General features: G+C 43.2%; 19 protein-coding genes and 25 tRNA genes. 8 read left to right on the forward strand and 36 right to left on the reverse strand.

What is annotated here, in order from left to right; all coding sequences use genetic code 11:
- Both V7K98_RS06950 and V7K98_RS06955 read right to left on the reverse strand, forming a co-directional pair.
- The coding region (locus V7K98_RS06950) for an ELWxxDGT repeat protein (RefSeq protein ID WP_335020166.1) at window positions 1-770 on the reverse strand (770 nt) is incomplete at its 3' end.
- Window positions 771-1,607: 837 nt separating this feature from the next.
- A complete protein-coding gene (locus V7K98_RS06955) occupies window positions 1,608-2,570 on the reverse strand; it encodes a protochlorophyllide reductase (RefSeq protein ID WP_335020168.1) in 963 nt (320 codons plus the stop codon).
- Window positions 2,571-2,848: 278 nt separating this feature from the next.
- Here V7K98_RS06955 and V7K98_RS06960 point away from each other — a divergent pair, with 278 nt between their 5' ends.
- Both V7K98_RS06960 and V7K98_RS06965 read left to right on the forward strand, forming a co-directional pair.
- Window positions 2,849-3,040 (forward strand): DUF6888 family protein, encoded by a 192-nt coding sequence (locus V7K98_RS06960; RefSeq protein WP_335020170.1) that lies wholly within the window; start codon window positions 2,849-2,851, stop codon window positions 3,038-3,040.
- A 15-nt stretch (window positions 3,041-3,055) separates the two neighbouring features.
- A complete protein-coding gene (locus V7K98_RS06965; RefSeq protein ID WP_335020172.1) occupies window positions 3,056-3,256 on the forward strand; it encodes a DUF6887 family protein in 201 nt (66 codons plus the stop codon).
- 82 nt (window positions 3,257-3,338) lie between these two features.
- Here V7K98_RS06965 and V7K98_RS06970 read toward each other — a convergent pair whose 3' ends face one another.
- Both V7K98_RS06970 and V7K98_RS06975 read right to left on the reverse strand, forming a co-directional pair.
- Entirely contained in the window at window positions 3,339-5,066 is a 1,728-nt protein-coding gene (locus tag V7K98_RS06970; RefSeq protein WP_335020174.1) for a succinate dehydrogenase/fumarate reductase flavoprotein subunit, read from the reverse strand.
- A 202-nt stretch (window positions 5,067-5,268) separates the two neighbouring features.
- Window positions 5,269-5,583: a hypothetical protein gene (locus V7K98_RS06975; protein WP_335020176.1), complete on the reverse strand. Its 315-nt coding sequence runs from the start codon at window positions 5,581-5,583 to the stop codon at window positions 5,269-5,271.
- Window positions 5,584-6,039: 456 nt separating this feature from the next.
- Here V7K98_RS06975 and V7K98_RS06980 point away from each other — a divergent pair, with 456 nt between their 5' ends.
- Window positions 6,040-6,885 (forward strand): hypothetical protein, encoded by an 846-nt coding sequence (locus V7K98_RS06980; RefSeq protein ID WP_335020178.1) that lies wholly within the window; start codon window positions 6,040-6,042, stop codon window positions 6,883-6,885.
- Window positions 6,886-6,941: 56 nt separating this feature from the next.
- Here the strand turns inward: V7K98_RS06980 and V7K98_RS06985 are convergent, their stop codons facing one another.
- The 4 genes from V7K98_RS06985 to pds form a co-directional block, all read right to left on the reverse strand.
- The gene (locus V7K98_RS06985; protein ID WP_335020180.1) at window positions 6,942-8,264 is read right to left on the reverse strand and encodes an ABC transporter substrate-binding protein; all 1,323 of its coding nucleotides are present in this window, start codon (window positions 8,262-8,264) and stop codon (window positions 6,942-6,944) included.
- 191 nt (window positions 8,265-8,455) lie between these two features.
- A tRNA-Ser gene (locus V7K98_RS06990) sits at window positions 8,456-8,547 on the reverse strand.
- A gap of 138 nt (window positions 8,548-8,685) precedes the next feature.
- On the reverse strand, window positions 8,686-9,618 hold the full coding sequence (gene crtB, locus V7K98_RS06995; protein ID WP_335020182.1) for a 15-cis-phytoene synthase CrtB: 933 nt from the start codon (window positions 9,616-9,618) through the stop codon (window positions 8,686-8,688).
- On the reverse strand, window positions 9,602-11,041 hold the full coding sequence (gene pds / locus V7K98_RS07000; protein ID WP_335020184.1) for a 15-cis-phytoene desaturase: 1,440 nt from the start codon (window positions 11,039-11,041) through the stop codon (window positions 9,602-9,604). The genes crtB and pds overlap by 17 nt, the downstream gene beginning before the upstream one ends.
- Before the next feature lie 426 nt (window positions 11,042-11,467).
- Between pds and nagZ the strand changes: the two genes are divergently transcribed.
- Window positions 11,468-12,553 carry a beta-N-acetylhexosaminidase gene (gene nagZ / locus V7K98_RS07005; protein WP_335020186.1) on the forward strand — a complete coding sequence of 362 codons (1,086 nt, stop codon included), beginning with the start codon at window positions 11,468-11,470 and terminating at the stop codon, window positions 12,551-12,553.
- Between the two features lie 83 nt (window positions 12,554-12,636).
- Here nagZ and V7K98_RS07010 read toward each other — a convergent pair.
- The 25 genes from V7K98_RS07010 to V7K98_RS07130 form a co-directional block, all read right to left on the reverse strand.
- Window positions 12,637-12,707, reverse strand: a tRNA-Lys gene (locus tag V7K98_RS07010).
- A gap of 166 nt (window positions 12,708-12,873) precedes the next feature.
- Window positions 12,874-13,704 carry a group I intron-associated PD-(D/E)XK endonuclease gene (locus V7K98_RS07015; RefSeq protein WP_335020188.1) on the reverse strand — a complete coding sequence of 277 codons (831 nt, stop codon included), beginning with the start codon at window positions 13,702-13,704 and terminating at the stop codon, window positions 12,874-12,876.
- Window positions 13,705-13,829: 125 nt separating this feature from the next.
- Window positions 13,830-13,903, reverse strand: a tRNA-His gene (locus V7K98_RS07020).
- Window positions 13,904-13,909: 6 nt separating this feature from the next.
- Window positions 13,910-13,983, reverse strand: a tRNA-Ala gene (locus V7K98_RS07025).
- A 5-nt stretch (window positions 13,984-13,988) separates the two neighbouring features.
- Window positions 13,989-14,065, reverse strand: a tRNA-Ala gene (locus tag V7K98_RS07030).
- A 5-nt stretch (window positions 14,066-14,070) separates the two neighbouring features.
- Window positions 14,071-14,144, reverse strand: a tRNA-Arg gene (locus V7K98_RS07035).
- Between the two features lie 6 nt (window positions 14,145-14,150).
- Window positions 14,151-14,226, reverse strand: a tRNA-Val gene (locus V7K98_RS07040).
- Between the two features lie 5 nt (window positions 14,227-14,231).
- Window positions 14,232-14,303 (reverse strand) — tRNA-Gly (locus V7K98_RS07045).
- A gap of 8 nt (window positions 14,304-14,311) precedes the next feature.
- A tRNA-Thr gene (locus tag V7K98_RS07050) sits at window positions 14,312-14,384 on the reverse strand.
- 8 nt (window positions 14,385-14,392) lie between these two features.
- Window positions 14,393-14,469 (reverse strand) — tRNA-Met (locus tag V7K98_RS07055).
- Window positions 14,470-14,479: 10 nt separating this feature from the next.
- Window positions 14,480-14,552: transfer RNA gene (locus tag V7K98_RS07060), tRNA-Leu, on the reverse strand.
- Between the two features lie 6 nt (window positions 14,553-14,558).
- Window positions 14,559-14,634 (reverse strand) — tRNA-Gln (locus V7K98_RS07065).
- A gap of 3 nt (window positions 14,635-14,637) precedes the next feature.
- A tRNA-Gln gene (locus tag V7K98_RS07070) sits at window positions 14,638-14,710 on the reverse strand.
- A 151-nt stretch (window positions 14,711-14,861) separates the two neighbouring features.
- A tRNA-Asn gene (locus V7K98_RS07075) sits at window positions 14,862-14,933 on the reverse strand.
- Window positions 14,934-14,939: 6 nt separating this feature from the next.
- Window positions 14,940-15,013, reverse strand: a tRNA-Phe gene (locus tag V7K98_RS07080).
- 15 nt (window positions 15,014-15,028) lie between these two features.
- A tRNA-Arg gene (locus V7K98_RS07085) sits at window positions 15,029-15,103 on the reverse strand.
- 4 nt (window positions 15,104-15,107) lie between these two features.
- Window positions 15,108-15,196, reverse strand: a tRNA-Ser gene (locus V7K98_RS07090).
- Between the two features lie 4 nt (window positions 15,197-15,200).
- Window positions 15,201-15,283: transfer RNA gene (locus V7K98_RS07095), tRNA-Tyr, on the reverse strand.
- Between the two features lie 8 nt (window positions 15,284-15,291).
- Window positions 15,292-15,362: transfer RNA gene (locus tag V7K98_RS07100), tRNA-Glu, on the reverse strand.
- Between the two features lie 128 nt (window positions 15,363-15,490).
- Window positions 15,491-15,562 (reverse strand) — tRNA-Trp (locus V7K98_RS07105).
- Window positions 15,563-15,565: 3 nt separating this feature from the next.
- A tRNA-Ile gene (locus V7K98_RS07110) sits at window positions 15,566-15,640 on the reverse strand.
- A 10-nt stretch (window positions 15,641-15,650) separates the two neighbouring features.
- Window positions 15,651-15,724, reverse strand: a tRNA-Cys gene (locus tag V7K98_RS07115).
- Window positions 15,725-15,727: 3 nt separating this feature from the next.
- Window positions 15,728-15,804: transfer RNA gene (locus tag V7K98_RS07120), tRNA-Glu, on the reverse strand.
- Window positions 15,805-15,808: 4 nt separating this feature from the next.
- Window positions 15,809-15,882 (reverse strand) — tRNA-Asp (locus V7K98_RS07125).
- 154 nt (window positions 15,883-16,036) lie between these two features.
- A complete protein-coding gene (locus tag V7K98_RS07130) occupies window positions 16,037-16,198 on the reverse strand; it encodes a hypothetical protein (RefSeq protein WP_335020190.1) in 162 nt (53 codons plus the stop codon).
- A gap of 196 nt (window positions 16,199-16,394) precedes the next feature.
- Here V7K98_RS07130 and V7K98_RS07135 point away from each other — a divergent pair, with 196 nt between their 5' ends.
- Window positions 16,395-17,231: a polysaccharide deacetylase family protein gene (locus tag V7K98_RS07135; RefSeq protein WP_335020192.1), complete on the forward strand. Its 837-nt coding sequence runs from the start codon at window positions 16,395-16,397 to the stop codon at window positions 17,229-17,231.
- A 61-nt stretch (window positions 17,232-17,292) separates the two neighbouring features.
- Here V7K98_RS07135 and V7K98_RS07140 read toward each other — a convergent pair whose 3' ends face one another.
- Window positions 17,293-17,682, reverse strand: coding sequence for an alr0857 family protein (locus tag V7K98_RS07140; protein ID WP_335020194.1), 390 nt, complete (start codon window positions 17,680-17,682; stop codon window positions 17,293-17,295).
- Between the two features lie 16 nt (window positions 17,683-17,698).
- On the reverse strand, window positions 17,699-18,232 hold the full coding sequence (locus V7K98_RS07145) for an HNH endonuclease (RefSeq protein WP_335020247.1): 534 nt from the start codon (window positions 18,230-18,232) through the stop codon (window positions 17,699-17,701).
- Window positions 18,233-18,665: 433 nt separating this feature from the next.
- Here V7K98_RS07145 and V7K98_RS07155 point away from each other — a divergent pair, with 433 nt between their 5' ends.
- From V7K98_RS07155 to V7K98_RS07165, 3 genes are all read left to right on the forward strand, one after another.
- Window positions 18,666-19,001 carry a hypothetical protein gene (locus V7K98_RS07155; RefSeq protein WP_335020198.1) on the forward strand — a complete coding sequence of 112 codons (336 nt, stop codon included), beginning with the start codon at window positions 18,666-18,668 and terminating at the stop codon, window positions 18,999-19,001.
- A gap of 888 nt (window positions 19,002-19,889) precedes the next feature.
- Window positions 19,890-21,911, forward strand: coding sequence for a GAF domain-containing sensor histidine kinase (locus V7K98_RS07160; protein ID WP_335020200.1), 2,022 nt, complete (start codon window positions 19,890-19,892; stop codon window positions 21,909-21,911).
- Between the two features lie 8 nt (window positions 21,912-21,919).
- Window positions 21,920-22,528 carry an SRPBCC family protein gene (locus tag V7K98_RS07165; protein WP_335020202.1) on the forward strand — a complete coding sequence of 203 codons (609 nt, stop codon included), beginning with the start codon at window positions 21,920-21,922 and terminating at the stop codon, window positions 22,526-22,528.
- A gap of 76 nt (window positions 22,529-22,604) precedes the next feature.
- On the opposite strand, the gene V7K98_RS07170 is transcribed toward V7K98_RS07165, so the two are convergent.
- Window positions 22,605-22,677: transfer RNA gene (locus V7K98_RS07170), tRNA-Glu, on the reverse strand.
- Window positions 22,678-22,741: the final 64 nt, after the last annotated feature.

A 22,741-nucleotide genomic window follows, 5' to 3' on the forward strand; every position in this document is an offset into this window, starting at 1 on the left:
CCAGAGAAAATATCCTTGACGCGGACAGTACCAGATTCCTTACCATTACTCTTCCATAGTTCAGTTCCTCCACTGCTGTCGGTGGCACTGAAGTACAGTGTGCCGTTAACATTGGTCAAGTTTTGCGGATTTGAGCTACCTGTACCAGAGAAAATATCCTTGACGCGGACAGTACCAGCCTGAGTACCATCACTCTTCCATAGTTCATTGCCTCCACTGCTGTCGGTGGCACTGAAGTACAGTGTGCCATTGATATTGGTCAGATTTTGGGGATTAGAGCTACCCGTGCCAGAAAAGATATCCTTAACAATGAGGGTACCAGCCTGAGTACCATCACTCTTCCATAGTTCAGTCCCCCCACTGCTATCGGTGGCACTGAAGTAGAGCGTGCCATTGACATTAGTCAGATTTTGGGGATTAGAGCTACCAGTACCAGAAAAAATATCCTTGACGCGGATAGTACCAGCCTGAGTACCATCACTCTTCCATAGTTCAGTTCCCCCACCGCTATCGGTGGCTCTGAAATACAGTGTGCCGTTGACATTAGTCAGATTTTGTGGATAGGAGCTACCCGTGCCAGAAAAGATATCCTTAACAATGAGGGTATTAGCTTCTGTGCCATCACTCTTCCATAGTTCATAGCCATCGCTGTTTTCAATGGCAACAAAGTATAGCGTGCCATTGACATTGGTCAAATTTTGCGGGTTAGAGGAAACTCCACCAGTATTTATATCTTTGACGAGGCTAATCGATGCTTCTTCTGCTGTCATAACCGTTTTTCCTTAAACCTTTGGATAAAAATCACAAGCGAAATCAGGCGTTGGTTGATGATCCTGTTTCTTACTTGCAAAGATGCGATCGCTAAATGCCTTAGCTTCGCTTTTTTATAATTAAACAGCCTCAGTAAAGATGTTGAATTTTACTAACAAGGAATTTAGGAGTCAGGAGCATTAATTTGCAAGTTGGTTAACCAACTTGCAAATTAATCAAGGGGTTTAATATCCTCTACTAAATATTCAAATTTAGTAATCTTCAATGGCAGTTGTGAATTCCCACGCTCATCGATTATGAATTTTTTATTTAACTTTCTTTATATAAAGATATAAAGCCAATTTATTAGCGGTGCAAAGATGTGCGCCCCTAGCATGGAATGTTTTTTTACTGGAAATCCTAATCTAGTAAGCACTACAATATACTCATCCTCTACAATGCTATAGCAATCCGAAGTGAAATGTGAGAAAATACGGAGATAAAAAGTACGTATTTCTAGGTTTTTGAACGATTTTATTTCTCATAAATGATTTAGGATTGCTATATATGCAATAGGGACAAATTAATGTCATTACGATTCGCAATCACCATATCGATAAATGGACTTTTCGCCAATTCTGAACTTATCATCTAATCTTCTCTGCTTTTACTGAAGATTATGTCAGAGTTATAGCTTAGACAAAGAAGTGGAAATTAAACAAAACTATTAATGAAGTCAGAGTTAATTATTCAGTTATCTCAGGCATTTTTTGCCTGGACATAATGTCCATTTATTCAAAAAAGTAGATTGATAAATAGATAAATTATGTCCAAGGTTAAAGCCAAATTCTATCCCATCAAGCTAGTCCAACCAACTGGGTGCTGAGTTGCCATAAGCGATCGCCTTTATCATCATCGCGGGCTTGAGGAGAAACCTTTTGCACAAAGGATTTACCATCTTCCTTCTGGCGATTTCCCCAACTCCAATACACACCAGATTGATTGTACTCAGGATCGGCAACCACCGTCGCCACCCGTTCTCCCGCCAACTCCTGAGATACATATCCCTTAGTGATGTATTTCTGGAATAATGGGAAGATTTTTTGAAATAGGGGATAGTGGTTTCTAAATAGTGGCGTTTCTGCAACACATCCCGGATAGAGAGAGTTGAAGACGATACCGGTTGATTCGTGATAGCGCTGATGCAGTTCCCGCATGGTTAGGACATTACAAACTTTGCTATCCTTGTAAGCTTTGACTGGTTCAAATTTCTTACCATCAATCATTGAGATTGGCTCTTTAAACCCTTCTGCAAAGCCCTGTAAATCACCCAAGTCTGGACGCGGTGGAATCTTACCACCCAGTTCGTCTGGATTGTGGGTGACAGTTCCCAAAATTACGAGCCTTGGCTCTGAAGATGACTTCTTCAGATCCTCTAGCATCAAGTTGCACAAAAGGAAATGTCCGAGGTGATTTGTTGCAACACTTAACTCAAATCCTTCTGGGCTTCGCAGTGGCTCCTTTATTAAGGGCATATAAATTGCAGCGTTACATACCAAAGCGTCTACGGAGTTTCCGCTTGCTCGGAAGTTCTTCACAAATTGTCGAACGCTTTCTAAAGAGCCAAGATCGATATGCATGATAGTGTAGCTGCCCTGGTGTGGGATTCCCACAGATTGGGCTGCAAGTTGAGCCTTCGCTATATCCCTACAGGCCATCACTACATACCATCCCCTTTCAGCAAGAGCCTTGGCAGCGTACAAACCAACCCCTGAAGAGGCACCTGTGATTATAACCGTTGACTTCCTATCCTGTACCATTCTATTCAGACTCTGTTAATCACCTTTTCCTATCTTCAGGATTTTACATCACTGAGTTACCACCTCTGATTGTTTGAGGTGTTATGGTTGGCGATCGCTTACTCACTCAGTTCGATTAAGTTTCTCTAATCGACAAAGAGGGAGCAGCGTATCCCGGTGAGAAGGGTAAGTTCATTTGGAATGCTAAATAGGATGTGAGAATCACAACTATAAGAGCATTGCTGGATGAATTTATATTATTAAATCTGTTACATATAAATTTATAAATAGAAAAATTTATGGACGAGCTACAACCAAGAGTAGAACAGCTACAATCCTTATATAGACTTTGCCATCCACTTACAAATGTTATGTTTCAGCCAGTTCACATAGTGCGATTAGATGAACGATCGCTCAATATATTTATATTGGCTGGGCAAGATGAAGGAATAGAGCTAGAAATTAAGCCAGATGGTAGTATAGAACCATGAATCTAGTATAGAACTATGAATCAGGTAAACTATACAGCAATGAGCGACCAAGAGCTAAAGAGTTATTTTCTTACCCACAAGGATGATAAGGAAGCCTTTTATACTTACATGGATAGACGAAAATCTCGTCATCGTGATGCTGCAATACAATTAAATGATCCGGCTTGGGAAGAAAAGATAATAGCTGTGATTCAGAAACAATTAGGTTATGATTGACAACTTAATCATTTCATATTTTTAATCGAGGTGGACAAAGTTTTTGTAGTCCCCTCGATTCCCCATATAAATTTACCTTTAACTAATACTTCCGCTCTTTCGGCTCAAACATAGTAATCGCCACCGGACGATATTGAATATCAATTCCTGCTGGTGAATAGTAAGCCATTGTGTGTTTGAGAAAGTTAGCATCATCTCGCTCAGAATAATCTTCGCGGAAGTGTGCGCCACGACTTTCTTGACGATTCAAGGCTGATGCCAAAATAGTTTGTCCCACGATCATCAAACTTCGCAATTCCAAAGCTTCCACAAGTTCTGTATTCCAGCACGTCCCCTTGTCGTCTAAATAAATTTGCGGATATTGCTGTTGTATTTCTGTTAATTTCTGTAACCCTTCACTCATTAATGCCTCTGTGCGGAAAACGCCACAGTACTCAGTCATACAATCCTGGAAAGCTTGACGGACTTGGTTAATGCGGTACTGTCCTGGTTGTTCTAGCAAAGATTGAATTTCTTGCTTGGCTTGGGTTACATAGCGTTGCTCATCTATAGAAGGTAACTTACGTTTTTGGACAAATTTAGCGATCGCAGCCCCAGTCCGCTTACCATAAACTACACACTCCAACAGAGAATTACTACCAAGGCGATTAGCACCATGTACGGAAACACAAGATGTTTCGCCAGCCGCAAAGAAAGCATCAACTAAACCATCACCACTACTGCGGACTTGCCCATCAGTATTAACCGGGATACCACCCATACAGTAATGGATTGTGGGACGCACTGGCATTGGTTGAGTTACCGCGTCAACGCCAACTAAGCGGTGTGCTTCTTCCCAACAGAAGGGGACGCGACTCATAATTTTTTCTTTCCCCAAATGGCGAAGATCCAGATAGACAAAGGGGCCACCAGCACTACCATCGAGATGAATACCACGACCGGCGCGAATTTCATAAGCGATCGCTCGTGAGGTAATATCACGAGGAGCTAATTCCATGCGACTGGGTGCATAGTTCGCCATAAAGCGATCGCCTTCACTATTAATCAGATACGCCCCTTCACCCCTGACTGCTTCGGAAATCAGCACTCCTACCGGATATAAACCAGTGGGGTGAAATTGGACAAATTCCATATCTTCCAGGGGTAAACCTGCGATCGCAGTCATTGCCAAACCATCACCCGAAGAAGCGTAATCATTAGAGGTGGTATTATAAACGCGACCATAGCCCCCTGTGGCAAACATTACCGCCTTGGCTCGTAGCACCTCTATATGTCCATCCAAAAGATGGAACATTACCACACCCTTTGCCTCATTTTCTTCCAAAATAAGACGCATCACATACCATTCTTCATAAACTTGCACTCCATAACGCCGCAAATTGTTAACCAATTCGTGCAAAATTGCGTGACCGGTTTTATCAGCAGCATAACAAGTGCGATTGTGAGAATGACCGCCAAAGGCACGTTGGGCAATGCGTCCATCGGGTAAGCGAGAAAACAAAACGCCTAGATGTTCCAGATCGATTACCACATCTGGCGCTTCTTGAGTGAGAATTGCTACAGCATCTTGATCTGCCAAATAATCAGAACCCTTGACAGTATCAAAAGCATGTGCTTCCCAACTATCTTGTGAATCAACATTTTTTAGCGACGCAGCCATACCACCTTGAGCCGCCACCGAATGGGAACGAATTGGGTGAGTTTTTGCAACCACAGCAATATTTAAGCTGGGGTCAGTGCGGGCAATTTCCACAGCAGCACGACATCCAGCCAATCCACCGCCGACAATAATCACATCGTGTTCCAGCATAATTAGCCACTCTACAATACTTGGATAAAATTAAACGTTATTTAGACATGCTGTTCTATTGTAGAGATGTGATTAATCAGCTAGTGCGTTGTGGCGTTTCTACAAAAAAATTCCCTGCCTATAGACAGGGATGCTATTACAAGTTTTGAAATTAGGATTAACTCCTTGTACAGACGCGATTAATCGCGTCTCTCCTAAATCTTTAAGCTGCTTGTACAGGTTGTTGTTGAGACACATTACCTGGTATGGGTTCCATTTTGGTTCCCGGCCCCACAGGACTGACTTCAATATGATTTAACAAGGTAGTGACAAACGCAAATAACAAGAAAGGTAGCGATAGCAAAACGACCAGACCTGCTGTTGCTAAAGCGTACACAGGTCGCTTGGCACCCATCAGCGCCAAAGCAGATGCCAAACTTAGGGTAATTGTAATTAACCAAACAATTATTTGACCGTATATATCACCAAAAGTCAGGGTACAGACAAACCGATACTTTTGAATATTATTTCCGCTCATTACATTTGCCTCAAGTCTCTCCTATATAGGTTCTACGTTAGAGCCATGTTTGCTTTGTAGACAATTTCTAAATATTTTTGCAAATTTCGTAATATCGCTTCACAATCAACTTTTTTTCTTACAAAGCGTAATTTATAGTGCAACATGGCATAAATAGACCAACCATACCTCGCACGAAGTTCTTTTCTTGTAGTCTGTCGCTACCAATAATTCTCTCAATTACATTGCAATACGATGTTTACATGAGTCTTAAAAACTTTGTTTTGTAGGGTGTGTTACACCGTAGGTTAACGCACCATCCTAGATTTTCGGTGCGTTATGACTATAGATAAATTCAGCAAAATGAGGATGTGAAATCCAATTTTTTGGTGTTAAATTTTGAGTATTGCCCAAATTTGTTGAGTTAAATCAACAAAACCCTTTATTTTTCCTGGCAATGTTGTTTTAGGAGTGAACGTGAATACTATTTTTTTTCGTAAAGGTGTTTTTTGGTTGCCAAGTATAGCTGCTCTTGCAGTCATGAGTAGCGGCTTATCTGCAAGTGGCCAGACAGTAGACAAGGTAAGCAGTCAGGCATTAGCTGACTCTTCCGAAACCGTAGTGTCTCCCAATGAGTTTAGTACAGAACTAGACACTGTAAGCCAAAAGCTCTCTACAGAAACAACTGAAACATTTACAGCAACAAATTTAGCTGAGGTACAGCAGTTCCAAAACCCTGTCATACAAGAAAATGCCAGTGCAGCGTCTACACCTGTTCCGGGCACAGTGGCAACCTCATCTGCAACGCTTACCTCTGAGTTTGTACAACCGACTTCTCAAACGACTGCTCAACCATCTGCTACCAAAGTGGCGCAATCGGATATTGATTTAGGTAGAACTACTCGTGGTGGCAGCAGCTATCTTGGCGTTGCTGGTAACATTGGTTTGAGTGGTGATGGTAGCTCGTCTTTGGGCGATGGTAATTTCGCGGTAGTCAGCAAAATCGGACTGACAAATTCTATATCGGTGCGCCCCTCAGCCGTATTTGGGGATAACACCACAATTTTACTTCCTGTCACCTACGATTTTACCTTTAAATCAGCAGATGCTTTTAGCGAACCGTTAGCGATCGCACCTTACATCGGAGTTGGTGCAGCTTACAAAACTGGTGATGATTCGCAATTTGCATTTTTGGCATCTGCTGGCATTGATGTACCTCTAAATGCTCAATTCACAGCAACGGCCTCTGTGAATGCGGGATTTTTCGATCAAACTGATGTTGGCTTTTTGTTAGGAGTTGGTTACAACTTCACTGGGTTATAAGAGTTAGGAGTTAAGAGTTAGTAATATTTCATTCATAACTCCTAACTCCTAACTTTCTACTTAGGGGTAACTTTGTCAATTACCTTGATTTTGCCGTCGTCTCCTACTGTCCAAACATCGTATACACCGACGACATCGCCGTTAGCATCAATATCTACGTTGCCGCTAGCTCCTTGATAATTAATTTTCTTACCATCTTTAAGTAACTTCAGTCCCTCGCAGACATCGGTAACTTCTGTACCAGGCCCATCAGCCACTTCACGAATTTTGCCGGCTATACCAACACCTGTATTCTCTTTAGCAGCTTGTGCTGCCAATGTCAACAAAGCAGCCGCATCCCAAGCTTGAGGAGCGTATTCTCCTGGTTCACCACCCTTTTTATCCTTCCACTGTTTGTTGAAAGCTTCTAGTGCTTTGCCATCAGAACCGGGTACTGTACCGATCGCTCCAGTTAAAATATATTTACCATCACTGCCTTTGCCAACTTGTTCTGGAAAAGTAGGTGATTTCACGCCATCTGTTAGTAGAATTTGCACTCCCTTCGTTACACCTTGCTGATAGGCGGCTTTCAGGAACAGACTACCAGTTTCCGCATACAGTACAGCTAGAACTGCATCTGGTTTACCAGCAAAGGCGGCAGCCGCTTCTGTATCAAATGTCTGCGCTTTTGGGTCGTAGCGGACAGGCTTATCCTTATTAACGATGGTTCCACCCAATTTTTCAAAAGTTTGCACAAATGCTTTTTCAAAGCCAACGCCATAGTCGTTATTAATCACGACTGTAGAAACTCGCTTGAAACCTTTTTTTCTGGCAAGTTGAGCTAATGCTAGTGCTTGGTAGGTATCGGGGGGAGCAGTACGCGCCCAAAAGCCTTTAAAGTCACCTTTTTGTGCCTTTTGAGTAAAGATGGGACTGGTACTACCGGGGGAAACCAGCATGACTTTATTCGGCGTAGCAATGGAGACTGCTGCACTAGAAACGCTACTAGCAAAGGAACCAACTACACCTGCTACTTTATCTAAAGTTGCTAGTTTGGTCATACCGGCAGCACCAGCTTTCGGATCGGTTTGGTCGTCTACTTGCACCAAGGTAACTGGTTCGCCATTCACTCCACCGCAAGCGTTGACTGTATCGACAAGTAAAGGGACAGAACCTAACATCTGCTGCCCGACAGAAGCCAAGTCGCCTGTTGTAGGTAGCAGGGAACCAATTTTTAGCCCTTTAGCAGTGCTTGTCGTAGTTGAGTTTGCTGCTGGGGTAGCGGTACTTCCATTGGTAGGTGTAGCATTGGGAGTACCGGTATCACCACAAGAACCAACTAAAAATCCAGTTGCTATGGTAGCTATGCTGAAGGTTAAGGCGGCGCTAATTTTTTTCATAAACACTTTCACTCCTCAAATATTTAGGAGCCTAGAATTAAGATTCAAACTAAGTTTGTAAGTTAGTTGGATCTTACCAAGACTCCAAAGGATAAATCATATCATCCATCTTTGGGGGTAGAAGTGTTTACGCCTATATTATTTTTTACTTTAGTACACAGAATAAAATCTGTGTACTAAAAGCTGGAAAACGGAGAGGGAGGGATTCGAACCCTCGGTACGGAGTTGCCTGCCGTACAACAGATTAGCAATCTGCCGCTTTCGACCACTCAGCCACCTCTCCATGACTCACGAATATCAATGTTACCAGACTCGTTGGGAAGAGTCAATAGTTATTTTTAATTGGGCATTGGGCATTGGGTATTAGTCATTGGTCGTTAGTTATTTGCTAATGACTAAGGACAAATGACTAATGACAAATTCAAAGAACTTGCGATCGCATCCAAGCTAAGGGTAAGGTGCGTAACTTTTTCCACTGGGGAACGAAAGCTCGTTTACTGAACACATCATAATCGTTGCGTTCAATGACCTCCAAAATCTGGCCGTACAGCATTGATGCTGCCCACACTGGCCAACGGGCATCGGATGCTAAATAAGTAATTCCCTGGTCTGACGTGGTATAGAATTGGCGGGCGCGGTCAATTTGAAAGCGCATCAATGCCCGCCAACGATCATCTACAACACCTTTGAAGAAATCTTGCTCGGTGTAGTTGAATTTTTCCAAGTCCTCAAGGGGAATGTAGATTCGTCCCCGTTTGGCATCTTCTCCCACATCCCGCAGGATGTTGGTGAGTTGATTGGCAATTCCCAGAGCGATCGCTTCTTCTGTGGGAAGATAAGGTTGTTTGTTCTGATGCCACGGAGCGGTGAATATGGTGCTATCAACACCCATTACTTCTGTTGACATTAAGCCAACAGTGCCGGCAACGCGGTAACAGTAGAGGTATAAGTCCTCAAAGGTTTCATAACGACTGCGATATAAGTCCATGCGCTGACCGGCAATCATATCCCGAAAGGGCTGAATGTCCATCGGAAAGCGCTGGAGGGTATCAGCTAAAGCGACATCGTAATTTTCTAATGGGTGTCCCGCAAAAATCGATTCCAGCTGCTGTTCCCATAGGTCTAGGGTTTCTGGCGTGGTAATAGCAGATGCGGGGCCATCCACTAATTCATCTGTACGGCGACACCAAGCGTAAATTGACCAAATAGATTGACGTTTTACCGGACTCATTAGCAAAGTACCCAGGTAAAAAGTCTTGGCATACTTTGCTGTGAGATGTCGGCAAAGTTTGTATGACTCGTCTACAGAGACCAGCGTTTTCATGCGCGGGGGGGAATCAGGCAGTTGCAGCATTCGTTGCGGGCGGTCGGGTGAGCGTTTGCAGGTTTGAGGAATTTGCTACCGGGAGAGCCTCAGAAATTGCCTGCGCTGTCAGCTTACCAGAAAGTACGGCACCTTCCATACTGCCTAAGTAGCGCTGCATGGTATAACTTCCGGCGAGATAGAAGTTGGCAATGGGCGTAACTTGTGCAGGACGGTACTGTTGGCGGCCAGGGGTCGCTTTGTAAACTGAACGCGGCGTTTTCACCACATGAGATTTTAGCAATGTTGCTGGATTGTCTCCCCCAAAGTGGTCGGGGAAAAGTTTTTCCAACTCAGCAAGCGTTGCAGTGACAATCTCCTCATCGGATTTGGCAATCCAATCTTTTGCCGGAGCTAGAACTAATTCCAGCATTGAGCGATTGGGGTTGGCGTATTCACGGCAGGTATTGCTCATATCAGCATAAACGCTTAGGAGGGGCGATCGCGAAAAAAGTAGGTGATCAATTTCTGTAAGTTTCCGATCGAACCACAGATGCAGGTTAATCACTGGTACTCCTTCTAAACCTTCTAGCTTTTGAAAAAACTCCATCAGCTTCCAAGGTTTAGGTAACATGACTTTCAAAGGGTCAACTGAAATGGCAGATACATACGCATCAGCCGTCACAACTTCATCTTCTGCGCCATTTAACCCTCTAATCAAGTATCCCTTCACCGTGCCATCGGCGTTGAGCAAAATTTCTTTCAAAGGGACATTTAACCGCACTTCTCCACCGCGTTCTGTGATGTAATCTACGATGGGGCTACATAGACGTTCTGTGGGAGAACCATCCAAAAATGCAATCTTTGAGCCATATCGTTCTTGCAGAAAGCGATTCAGTGCAGTTAAGAGAATCGTTGCGGAAACTTCATCGGGATTGATAAAGGTGAGTGCTTTACATGCAGCGATAAAAACGTCACTAGTTACCCGCTCGTCTACACCTTGCCTTTTCAACCAATCTAAGAAGCTGTATTTATCCATCTCTTCAACATACTTTTGACCCCGAACCACTGCGGGAAGTAGGCCAACTGCAAATCGAATCTTTTGCTCCCAAGTCAACATGTCTTTGTTGCGAAGAATCGATGCAATGACGTTGAAAGGTGATGGAATATCTGGAACATCAAAACGTGAGAGTGTCCCAGGTTTATCTGGTTGATTAAAAATGAGTGTATGCTCTTTCCACTGGAGTCTGTCTTCAATGCCCAACTCCTTGAGCATTTGGAGCATATTCGGATATGCCCCAAAGAAGGCGTGTAAACCGGTTTCGTACCAGTCGCCGTCAGAGTCTTTCCACGCCGCAACCAAACCACCCAGTACGTCCCGGCTTTCCAAGACAATGGGTGTGTGACCTGCGTCCGTGAGATATTTCGCGCAGGAAAGTCCTGCTAGTCCCGCTCCCGCGATCGCTACTCGCATTTAACCTTAATGCCCTTCAATATTTCTTAATGGTTTTATCGTTCTCATTATACGTTGCAAACTGTTACATTTGGCGGGGATTGTGCGATCGCTGCCCCAAAAAACTTTTGCCAAAGGGAATTTTACTTACACGCACCTGCCTAACAAAATTACCAATACCATTATTGGCAATAGGTTTCGGCCAATATTTTATCTAAATTTACATACAGCAAATTTAGGGAAATAAAAGTAGTTCCTTTGAACTTCCGAATTTTAGATTTTAGACTTGTCGTGAGCGTTCAGTCGAACGATTTTGGATTTTGGATTCTGAAAATATCTAATATCCAAAGTAGTTGATTTCTTTGGGAATCTGTGTATCCGATCTGAGAAAATATCTAGTGAACTGGTTATAGACTGCTATTAAAAAACTCAGTTAGGTAAAAAATTATGAGTGGATCGCAGGAGTTAAAACGCTTTGGACATCACCTGATTCTAGGTATTTCTGGCACGACATTAAGCGATGACGATAAACGCGCACTCAGTGAATTAAAGCCGATTGGGGTGATATTTTTTGCTAAAAACTTTTTGGATGGCACTTCATATCAGGTTTGGTTGGAAAGCTTCAAAGATTTAAACAACCAGATACGAGAATATGCTGAACGTGATTCCATGTTTATAACTCTGGATCATGAAGGAGGTCGTGTCATTCGCACACCAATGCCGATTACGCGATTTCCTCATGGGTTGTTGCTGCGATCGCACGCCCGCGAAGTAGCAAAAGCCACAGCATTAGAACTAAAATCACTGGGAATTAATTTATCTTGGGCACCTGTAGCAGATGTTTTTTCCCATCCCAACAATCCTGTGATTGGCCCTCGCGCCTTTGGTAACACTCCCGAAATCGCTGCAAAATATGCCCGTGACTACTACTTTGGACTTCAAGAATCAGGAATTTTGGGATGCGCTAAACACTTCCCCGGACATGGAGACACCAGCAAAGACTCTCACATTGAGCTTCCAATACTCAATTTAACTGTAGAAGACCTGCGACTTCGAGAACTCATACCTTTCAAAGCTCTAATCGAAGTCCAGATTCCTTTAATTATGACTGCCCATATTTTATTTCCCAGAATAGATGCTGATGTGCCAGCAACTCTTTCTCAGCCTATCCTCAAAACCATACTTAGAGACGAACTTGGCTTTAAGGGAGTAGTTGTATCTGACGACTTGGATATGAAAGCGATTTCAGATATGTTTATGAAAGCTGGTACTGTGGTGCGATCGCTTCATGCAGGTTGCGACCTATTTATTATCTCACGCAATATCAATTCATCATCTCTTGAAAGAACCTATCAGATTGCTGAAGATTTTGCTGATTCCCTGAGTAAGGGTAGTTTAGACGAATCAGTAGTGGAAGCAGCCAGAGAAAGAATCGATAAACTATTGGCAGTAACACCGCAATATACCGTAGAACTTTTGGATAAAGATGTATTATTGCGACATAGTAAACTGGCGATCGCTAGTTCGTATTAATTAGCTAAGGTGCCTTCAAATTACACATTTGCAACTGCCGAAAGACTGGCTAGAATTGCATTTGTTAATTTTTAATTGCTTAGTGGGTGGTATAGGGGTCGAACCTATTTCTGCGAGTTAAAAGCTCGCTGCACAGCCGGTATGCCAACCACCCTAGTTAATTTAAGAAATGAGTTGGTGCGATCGGATATTTTTTACATCGCAAACCTTCTAACACCAACCCTAGATATAAATCCACCTGGGAGGTACTGCCCCTGCTCTTTCTGTGTTATCAGCACAGCGCCTTACTTTTCGGCTTCAGGTGGAAAAAATTGCTGAATCTACACTGTGGAATTTCTAGACTGATTTTTCTTAGCCCAGTAACCCCTTGGAGGTCTAGGAATACCGTATTTTTTGCACCACTTAGCGATTGCAACGTCAGACACTCCAAACTTCTGACTCACTTCAAGAACAGAAGTTTCCCAAATCATCTTTTCTAGGTCTTCCTTAGAGGGACGCTCAACTTTCCTAGATTTAAGCGAAACTCTGTCTTTCTTTATTAAAGTCACACCAGAATCTTTTTGAATTCGCTGCCTTTTGGATAAAACTTTCGTTGATGTATCCTCAACCGAATCACTAGATCCTACGGTTAATTCATTGAGTTTTATTAAGTCCTCAGCTATGTCCTTATTAGAGTGGCAGATACGTTGTGGGTTAGCTAACTCTGATATAGAAAGAAGGTTGGATTGGTGTACTGTTATCTCTCTCAAAGCAATATAATTTTTCCCAGCAACTTCAGAAGAATGTAGAAAGCATATTTTGTCGAGAGGCTCTATATACACAGCAAGAACATCACAGGATGCAAAGTCAAAAGGGACTATGCGGTTTTCTGTGCGATTAGAACGTACACTGGCAATTTTTACTTCCCATGACCCCCACTTGCTTCGCCTCTGGGTAGATTTGACATTAACTCTGTACAAGTAACCATCCTTGTAGGCTACTAGGTCAAAAGGTGCTTTGCCTGTTGTTTGAGTAAAAACGTGAAAGCGATGCCTACTTAGCTCTGCTGCCACCTTGCTTTCTCCCAAACTACCCAGCCAAGTTTTGTTGTCCACTTCAATTTTCCTTGATTGTTCTTTCACCAGTATGTAATACTGGACGATGAAAATCAACAGCTAAGTATAGCCTCCTTATGTTTTATAGACAGAGGAAGATGGAGGAATCGAACCCCTACAATTGCCTGTACCCCAAGGTTCAAGCTTGGTTGCCGTCCATTCAGCGGCATCTTTCATTGAGGGGTGTCTGACGGGACTTGAACCCGCTTTGACTGGTTCCACAAACCAGCGCCTCGACCACTTTGGCTTCAGACACCATTAGTGGAATCAATGGGAATTGAACCCATAACCTCCTGCTTGCAAGGCAGGCGCTCTAGCCATTTGAGCTATGACCCCATATTTGGTGGATACTGGTCGGAATTGAACCGACATCCTTCTAACAGCCAGTTAGACGCTTTACCAATTAAGCTACAGACCCATAGGCGGGAGTGGTAGGACTTAAACCCACAACCTTCAAGGTAGAAACTCGAAGCTCTATTCCATTGAGCTACACTCCCAACATTTGGTAGTCCTGGCAGGAATTGAACCCGCAACATTCTTCTTGTAAGGAAGACACTCTACCAATTGAGTTACAGGACTACGCAAGCGAGTGGAGGGACTTGAACCCACGCACTGAGTATGGCGTACTCAGATGCTACCGATTACATCACACCCGCATTAATCAAGCTGGTAACAGGAATTGAACCTGCAACCTACTGATTACAAGTCAGTTGCTCTGCCAATTGAGCTACACCAGCCTAAATTTTGGTGACGGGGGCAGGAGTCGAACCTGCCGATATTCAGGTTATGAGCCTGACGAGCCACCGTTGCTCTATCCCCGCATATTCACCAATACCCCTGACTGGATTTGAACCAGCATCCTCTTCGTTCTAAGCGAAGCGCCTCTTCCGTTGGGCTACAAGGGCAAAGTTTGGCAGCCCCACCAGGGGTCGAACCTGGAATCTTCGCCTTCAAAGGGCGCTATGTTGCCAATTACACCACAGGGCTTTATTGCCAGGGCAGGGTTTGAACCTGCAACCTCATCGTTCAGAGCGATGCGACTTACCAATTCGTCCACCCGGCATTAAATAATTCGTAATTCGTAGTTCGTAATTCGTAATTATGTTTTGTGACGGGGATTTAAACCTCGACTAAACATACAAGCCATTTATTATTTGGGAATGTGAACCCCTATTTAATTACGAATTACGAATTAGTAATTACGAATTATGAGGCTGCCTCAGTAGGACTCGAACCTACAACCGCGCGGTTAACAGCCGCTTGCTCTACCATTGAGCCATGAGGCAACGAAGCCCCCCAGGTCGGAATCGAACCGACGACCTCCTGTTCTTCAGACAGGCGCTACTACCAACTGAGCTACCGAGGGATAAAGATCATGTAACGAGAGCCGAGGGAATCGAACCCTCAAGTCTTCAGTTTCGTAGACTGAGATGTTATCCAGTTACACCACACTCTCAGAACGGAGAGGACAGGATTTGAACCTGCGACGGGTTATACTACCCGTTTCCTCTTAGCAGGAGGACGCTTTGAGCCACTCAGCCACCTCTCCATAGTGGGTCGAGCAGGATTTGAACCTGCGTGCAAAAAAGAACAGTTTTACAGACTGTCGCCTTCAGCCAGACTCGGCCACCGACCCATAAATCATTCCCTCGACGAGAATTGAACTCGCATCTGTGCTTTGAAAGAACACTGACTTAACCATTAGTCCACGAGGGCATAATTTGCTGAATTTTGGATTTTAGATTTTAGATTTTAGATTTTGGATTAAATTTTTCAATCTAAAAGACGCTAGCAGACTCGCTAACGCTACGCTATCGGCAATCCAAAATCCAAAATTGTCTGACACAGGGACTAGGATTTGAACCTAGAACATCGGATTTGGAGTCACGAGGTGTTGCCGTTACACCATCCCTGCATTTGGTGGCAATGGCGGGATTTGAACCCGCATATACCAGGTTATGAGCCAGGGGCTTTACCATTAAGCTACACTGCGATCGCACCAGAGGTCAGAGCGGGATTTGAACCCGCGCTAATTGGTTTTGCAGACCAACGCCTTCAACCACTTGGCTACCTGACCATTTGGGAGTCCTGACGAGATTCGCACTCGCAATCTTCAGCTTGAGAGGCTGACGGCTTCAACTATTCGCCTACAGGACTGCAACCAGGGTGACGGGACTTGAACCCGCAACATTTCCGCAGACAACGGAACGCTCTAGCCAGTTGAGCTACACCCCGATTTTTGGGAATTTGTGCCTAAAATTTTAGGTTTTTAGGCACATGTTTTTGTTGGTGAACTTGCCCATTTCTTATTCAGTTTTCAAGGTTCAGAAAGTTTACTTTTTACTGTGAGAAACTGTTAGGAAAACAACCGAAATTCTAGGTAGCAAGCCTATTGTGTATTACGGATGTATTCTGTAGTTTTGCTAAGTGCAAACTTAAAACTTTTTTGGTTGATTGCCTCTACTTCAGATGGTTTACAAGTAGAAGCGGCTTTTTTGACTGAAGACTCTGGTTGATGCCAGCGCCTTTGTTTGAGTTGTATGTAGAACATTACTTTGACCTTTGAGAAGCTTTGTTTTTCGCCTCACTACAAATATACTACAAAATACTACAAGAGGTGTCAAGGGGTTTGAAAAAGTTTTTTTGAAATTGTCTAAAAAAGCTTCTGCACTTAGATTTGAACTTGCTCACACCTCTTAAAAGTCAAACTACAGCTTATGATTGGGTGAGTTTTTTAAAAGCCTGACGTGACAGATAACTACCTCAAGCGACAAAAGATAATCAGTTTTGTTGCGATCGCCTCTACGATTACAGCTTGTAGTATTGCTCCAGGCACTTCCCCACAAGTGGGGTTGAACCAGCCAGTGAGCAAAAGCCATACTGCACAAGTTCAAGAGCCTGTAAAAGATCAACTACCGCCATCAGTCAAAGTAGAAAATCCTACATTTACAGTCCCAGCTAAATTTCAAGGAAAAACAGTTTATAAGGTTCCACTCAGCAGCAACGAAAAGGTTATTGCTCTGAGCATTGATGATGGCCCCTGGCCAAAGACAACCTTACAAATGCTAGATATCCTCAAGCAAAATGATGTTAAAGTGACATTCTTTTGGGTAGGACAAGCCTTACAAGCCAACCCTGATTTAGCAAAGCAAGAGGTAGCCGAGGGACACGCCATTGGCAACCATACTTGGCATCATTGGTATCGGCAGATGGATGAAGCTACAGCTAAGAGTGAAATCGATCGCACATCTGACTTGATATACAAAACTACAGGGGTGAAAACTGCTCTGTTTCGTCCTCCTGGAGGCTTTTTAAATAACGGATTAGCCGCTTATGCGAAAAGCCGGAAAGATGCTGTCATTATGTGGTCGCTAACTTCAGCTGATACCGATCCTCACGCCAAACCAGAAGCATTTGTAAATAATGTCTTGAAAGGCGCGAAACCAGGTTCTATTGTTTTGATGCATGACGGTGGTGGCGATCGCCACAGAACTGTTGAAGCTTTGCCACAAATCATCAGTGGACTCAAAAAGCAAGGCTACCGATTTGTGACAATTCCCGAATTGCTCAAAATGGCGCAGTGAGAAATTATCCTCACGGAATTTTAGATTTTGGATTTTGGATTGTTCCAAAATCCAAATTCGTTTATTCCCTCATCACAGAAGCACAAACTTGAGCTTCTTGCCAAAGTTTGTGCAAAAAGAACTCAGCGCGATCGCTCATAGTGGTAAAAAACACACCTACAACATCCTTAGAACTATCTGATAGCCAAGAACCTTGTAGAGTGACTTCCATGTATTGGGTATCGCAAGCACAGAGGGCAATGATTTCTCTGTCATCTCTTTTTACCTCAGCCTTAAGCCCTTCTACTCCTGGCAAATCAACAGGGAGCAAAAAGGAAGCGGTACTGGGTTCAATGTACAAACGTTGCCCAACTCGCAGGGCCAAAATCACTCGCTGCGCTACCCATTCTTCTAGCGACAGAGTGACACATTCCAAATCAAAGCTGCTTTCAGTGTAAGTTAATTTCAGCATTCCTTATGCTCTCCTGCTATTCCAGGCTTGCTTGCATATCTGTCCAAAACTGTTCGGCAAAAGAAATCGCGGGGTGAATTGGCGCTTTTGGTTTGGTACGTAATTGCATACCAGATTCAAACAAGGTGCGTAGACGCGAAGCGGCTTGTCGCCAGACATCGCCTTTACGGGAGTTACATCTCTCACAAGCTGCGACTACGTTATCCCAAGTGTGAGAACCGCCTTTAGAACGCGGCATCACATGATCTAGCGTTAGATGCTTGCCGCTACCGCAATATTGGCAACTGTGATGATCTCGCCGCAACACTTCTCGCCGATTCACTGGCGGAACTTTCCACATCCGCTCATTAGAAGCGATCGTTAAGCGAATATGTTTTGGTACATCAACTACCAAGTTGGGTGAGTGAACTCGCCATCCGCCCTCTGTAGTCAAACCTAACGGTTGAGCTTTGTTGGTTACTAACAGCACAATTGCCCGTTTAATATTGATCTGACACAGTGGCAAGTAATTTTGAGAAAACACCACCACAGATTGCTCTAACACTTGCATTGCGTTCGCGCCGCGCATTGGAGATATCGTCACAGCTTCACTCCTTATAAAAAAACCCCCGCTTCCTGTTTCGGTGAAGCGGGGGTTAGAATTGACCGGAAAAGTTTCTGGTCTCATATTGGTACATTCCTTTGCCTGTACCCCCCGCTTTCTTGATCTAGTTGTGGTTTTGCAATCAACCCATTTATGCTGAGATGTCTAAAATCATCATTACCCTCTGTGATTTGGCCATAATTACGGCTACCATCGCCCATAAATAAATACTCCACTCCCATAGCAGCTGATTCCCAACTGCCTCGGCAATTGGTAGGGCACAAAATTGAAGTAGAGATGGGATAAATGGGTTTCACAGAAAATTTCACCTATTGAAGATTCCTTTAAACATACTACACTTGTATTACTATCCTGTCTATACTTTTAAGGAGAAATAGTAATGCATACGATCGCTCGCACCCCTACCACCGATATGGAAGTTACCAGCATCCGTCTAGAGCGCGAACTCAAAGATAAGCTCAAAGAAATTGCTGGGAATCAGGGATATCAAGCTCTGATTAGAGATATTCTTTGGAATTATGTCCAGCAAAAATCCGGTGAATGGAAACCTCGGTTTTCGCGCGCGGACATTCGAGCTAGCATAGCTGCCACAGCCCAGCAAGAAGAACGTTGTGTACTCACAGGTCAACTAATTCAACCCCAAGAACCGATGTTGTTAGGACTAACCAGGAATGGCGATATGGTTCCTCTGAGTGTCGAGAGTTTGGTTGGATAGTCTTAATATTCAGACAGCGCAGCCTAGTTATCTTATTTAGGGCTTACGTACAAGAGATCCTCCAACCCACTTAAAAAGTTGGCTCTTTAAGATACCCCCTGTTTAAGGGAAGTCAATTGCTTAACTTAGGGATACCCAAGTTGAGCAATTGGCGTTTGTTAGTCCGTACTGCGGCTACGCAAAGGAGGTTTCAGGTTATCAGTACGTAAGTCTTATTACTGAATAATTAGGCTTCATTCAGAATTTAGCTTTATTTTCTCCAATGAGTAAAACTTCTTGTTAAGATTTGTAGCTTATAAAAGGAAATTCTGAGGGGATACGAATTTTAGATTTTAGATTTTTTGGTTCATGCCCCGCTCTGAGCTAAGACAGTAGTCTCCTTCAATCCAAAATCCCAAAGCCAAAATTGGTTTGACGCTTTAGCTTAGTTATATTAATTGAAACCAATACATATCAAAGGATAGCTGCTTAAAGGACTAAAATAAAAACAAAATTTTACAAAATTATTAAAATAAATTCAGTATTTTTACGGTTATAGCTGGGGTATTTCCCTGAGATTCCAGAGAAATTACGGTTTATGTATACTTACAGACAGGATATTCTGAGTCAAAGTTAGTCAATTATCTCAATATAAAGAAGATAAAGCAGCCAAAAATAATCAGGCTGGGTCATTTTAGAATATCCTAAGTATTTCACTACCATGTAGCAATTTGCTTTATATAACGGCAACTTGGCCATCTGCCATAGAAAAGGGCTATAACAGGTGAGAGAAAGTATTCATATAAGATTTGCCAATTATTAAGGTGTCGCAACACAACTAACGGTGAGGAATATGCCAAGGGGTTGGGTACAAAAACAATGGGGTTATTATCCAAGGGCGTGCCAAGAATGAAAAAGCCTTTACAGTCGCCGGCACAGTACGTAGATGACATACATCGACTACAAACTTACAAAGTCAAGCTGATGCAGCATCAGGAAGAAACTGCCCGCCAGTTGGTACAAAAGATTAATCAAATCATCGCCAATACCTCAGCTACGGCATTGATATTGCAAGAGATTGCCCAATTGCTAGGAGCTGCTTTTCAAGTAGATTGTTGCTGTTTGGTTTCAGTAACGGGTGAGATATCCGACGAAGCAACTACTATTAATTGGTGTGCCGATCAATATCTAGGATTGCCACATCCAGAAGAGATGTTTTCGATGGAACAGTTGCTCATGCACTCGCCAGTACTGCAATGTGCTGCTGAACCATTGACTATTGAAGATATTTCCATCATCCAGAAAAGTCTGGTAATTGGGTGTCAGTATTTACCGCTACCCATAAAAGCTGTTTTGGCAATTCCCACGAGGTTGGGTGGCAATAATAATGGGGTAATTAGTCTGATTAAATTCCAACCTTATGATTGGAGTGAATCAGAAAAACAACTGCTTAAAGAAGTGGAATCTGCTTGTGCGATCGCTTTTTCTCAAGTGGCACAAGCTAAACTAATTACTCATCAACAACAGTATCTACAAAAGGGCGATCAGTATCAAAGCTTGATCAAGCAATTAACATTACTGAATCGTAGCAACTTGGAGCTTAATCAAATGCTCCAGTTAGTTATTGCCTCTACTGCCGAATCTCTACAGGCAGATCGAGGTTTACTTATACTACTAAAATATACCGATCCATTATTTAGGACTCAAGGTAAAAAACAAGTTCCGAAAGCGAAAGCGAGAGTGGTTGGTGAATGGGCTAAGGCAACACAAATTTGCCGCACTACTAAACCAGATACCTTAGTAGATCAGTCTTTCTTGGTTTCGGAATGTAGTTTATGCCAGCGTCCCTTTATGGATTCTGGAAAAGCAGTCATTTTCGATAACTATACAGAGCAAAATGATACCTCGGCAGCTGCTCCATTATTTGCAATAGAGCAATTGCCTGGGGTGTTATTAGTGTCGTTAGAAAGTCAAGGTAAAATCTTAGGATTTTTGGTGCTACAGCAATCTGTGACTCGCACCTGGCAAACAGCAGAATTAGAACTTGTAGAAATGGTGTGCGCTCAAGTCAGTAACGCCATAATTCAGTCACAGACATTGCGCCAAGTGCAAACTTTGGTAGATGAGCGGACGGCGAAACTCCAGAGTAGTCTGGAACTCCAGGCAAAGTTGCATGAAAGAACCCGGCAATATGTTGAGCAACTGCGGAAACTCAATGAACTCAAAGATGAATTTTTGAGCAACATGAGCGATCGCTTGCGTTATCCTTTGACAAATATGCTAATGTCCATTCGCAATTTACGTTTGCCAGGAATCGCGCCAGAGCGTCAAGCTAGGTACATGGATATCCTAGAGCAAGAATGCACAAAGGAAATCAACTTGATTAATGACTTGTTGACACTCCAGAAACTAGAGTCGCCTCACGAAGCTCCACAATTAGAATCTATAGATTTAAATACTAGAATCAAGTCTATAGCAGCATCTTTTGAGAACAAACTCGCAGAGAAGGGATTAAAGATTTCTGTAGATTTACCAGAGAAATCGCTAAAACTGCAAACTGAACTAGAGAGTTTTGACCGCATCCTGCAAGAGTTGTTAACTAATTCCTGTAAATATTCCCAGCTTCATACCACCGTCCATTTAGAAGCTGTTCACCGAGTCGATCAACAAATCGATCAAGTTATCATAAAGGTAACGAATACAGGACATGCCATCTCCCAAGAGGAAGCGACTTACATCTTTGACAAGTTCCGTCGCGGAAAAGGGCGCTGGACACCAGGGACTGGCTTGGGGCTTGCTTTAGTCAAGTCTTTAGTGCAGCATTTGAATGGAGCGATCGCAGTTGAGAGTCTCCCAATCTCAGATTCTGAACAGAGCGAAATTTGCTTTACCCTGACTCTGCCTCAATTTTCTGACGAAAGCAAACCATAATTCTTAACGTGACTAAAGAACAGAACGCAACAGAGAATCTTGATTTTCAGTCTCCTAATGATGACACCAACCTTGAAGGAGATTTGACTGCTGATATAGTCGCTTTGGCAGCTAAGGTAGAAGTTCAAATTGAGAAAATAGCAGAGCGACAGCGACAAATCAGCGCTAAAGTCCAAATCCCCCAACCAGTGGAACAAATTTGGAAGGTTTTGACAGATTATGAAGCCTTGCCTGACTTTCTCCCCAACCTCGCTAAGAGTCGTTTAATCGAGCATCCCAACGGTGGAATTAGACTGGAGCAAGTCGGCTCACAGCGCTTACTTAACTTCAAATTTTCGGCGCGGGTGGTTCTAGATTTGGAAGAATGCTTCCCTAAAGAAATTAGCTTTCGGATGGTAGAGGGAGATTTTAAAGGCTTTTCTGGTAGCTGGTGTTTAGAGCCTTATTCTGTCGGTGAATGTGTAGGTACAAATCTTTGCTACACAATTCAAGTTTGGCCTAAACTCACTATGCCAGTGGGAATCATTGAAAACCGGCTGAGTAAAGACCTACGCTTAAATCTTGCGGCTATTCACCAACGTGTAGAAGAGTTAGCCAGCAAAGAACCCTATGTATAACTAAACGCTCATTCAAGAATAATCATGAATGAGCGTTTTTATGAACTCATAGAAACATACGCTTCTATTTTTTCAGTACCCCCAGGGGAATTCGAATCCCCGTTACCTCCGTGAAAGGGAGGTGTCCTAGGCCTCTAGACGATGGGGGCATCGGACTCAGACCTTTTATAAGTTAACCAATTTTCTGGCTATTGTCAACAGCTTTTGCGAAAA

This window comes from Nostoc sp. (assembly GCF_036917435.1).
GTDB lineage: Bacteria > Cyanobacteriota > Cyanobacteriia > Cyanobacteriales > Nostocaceae > Nostoc.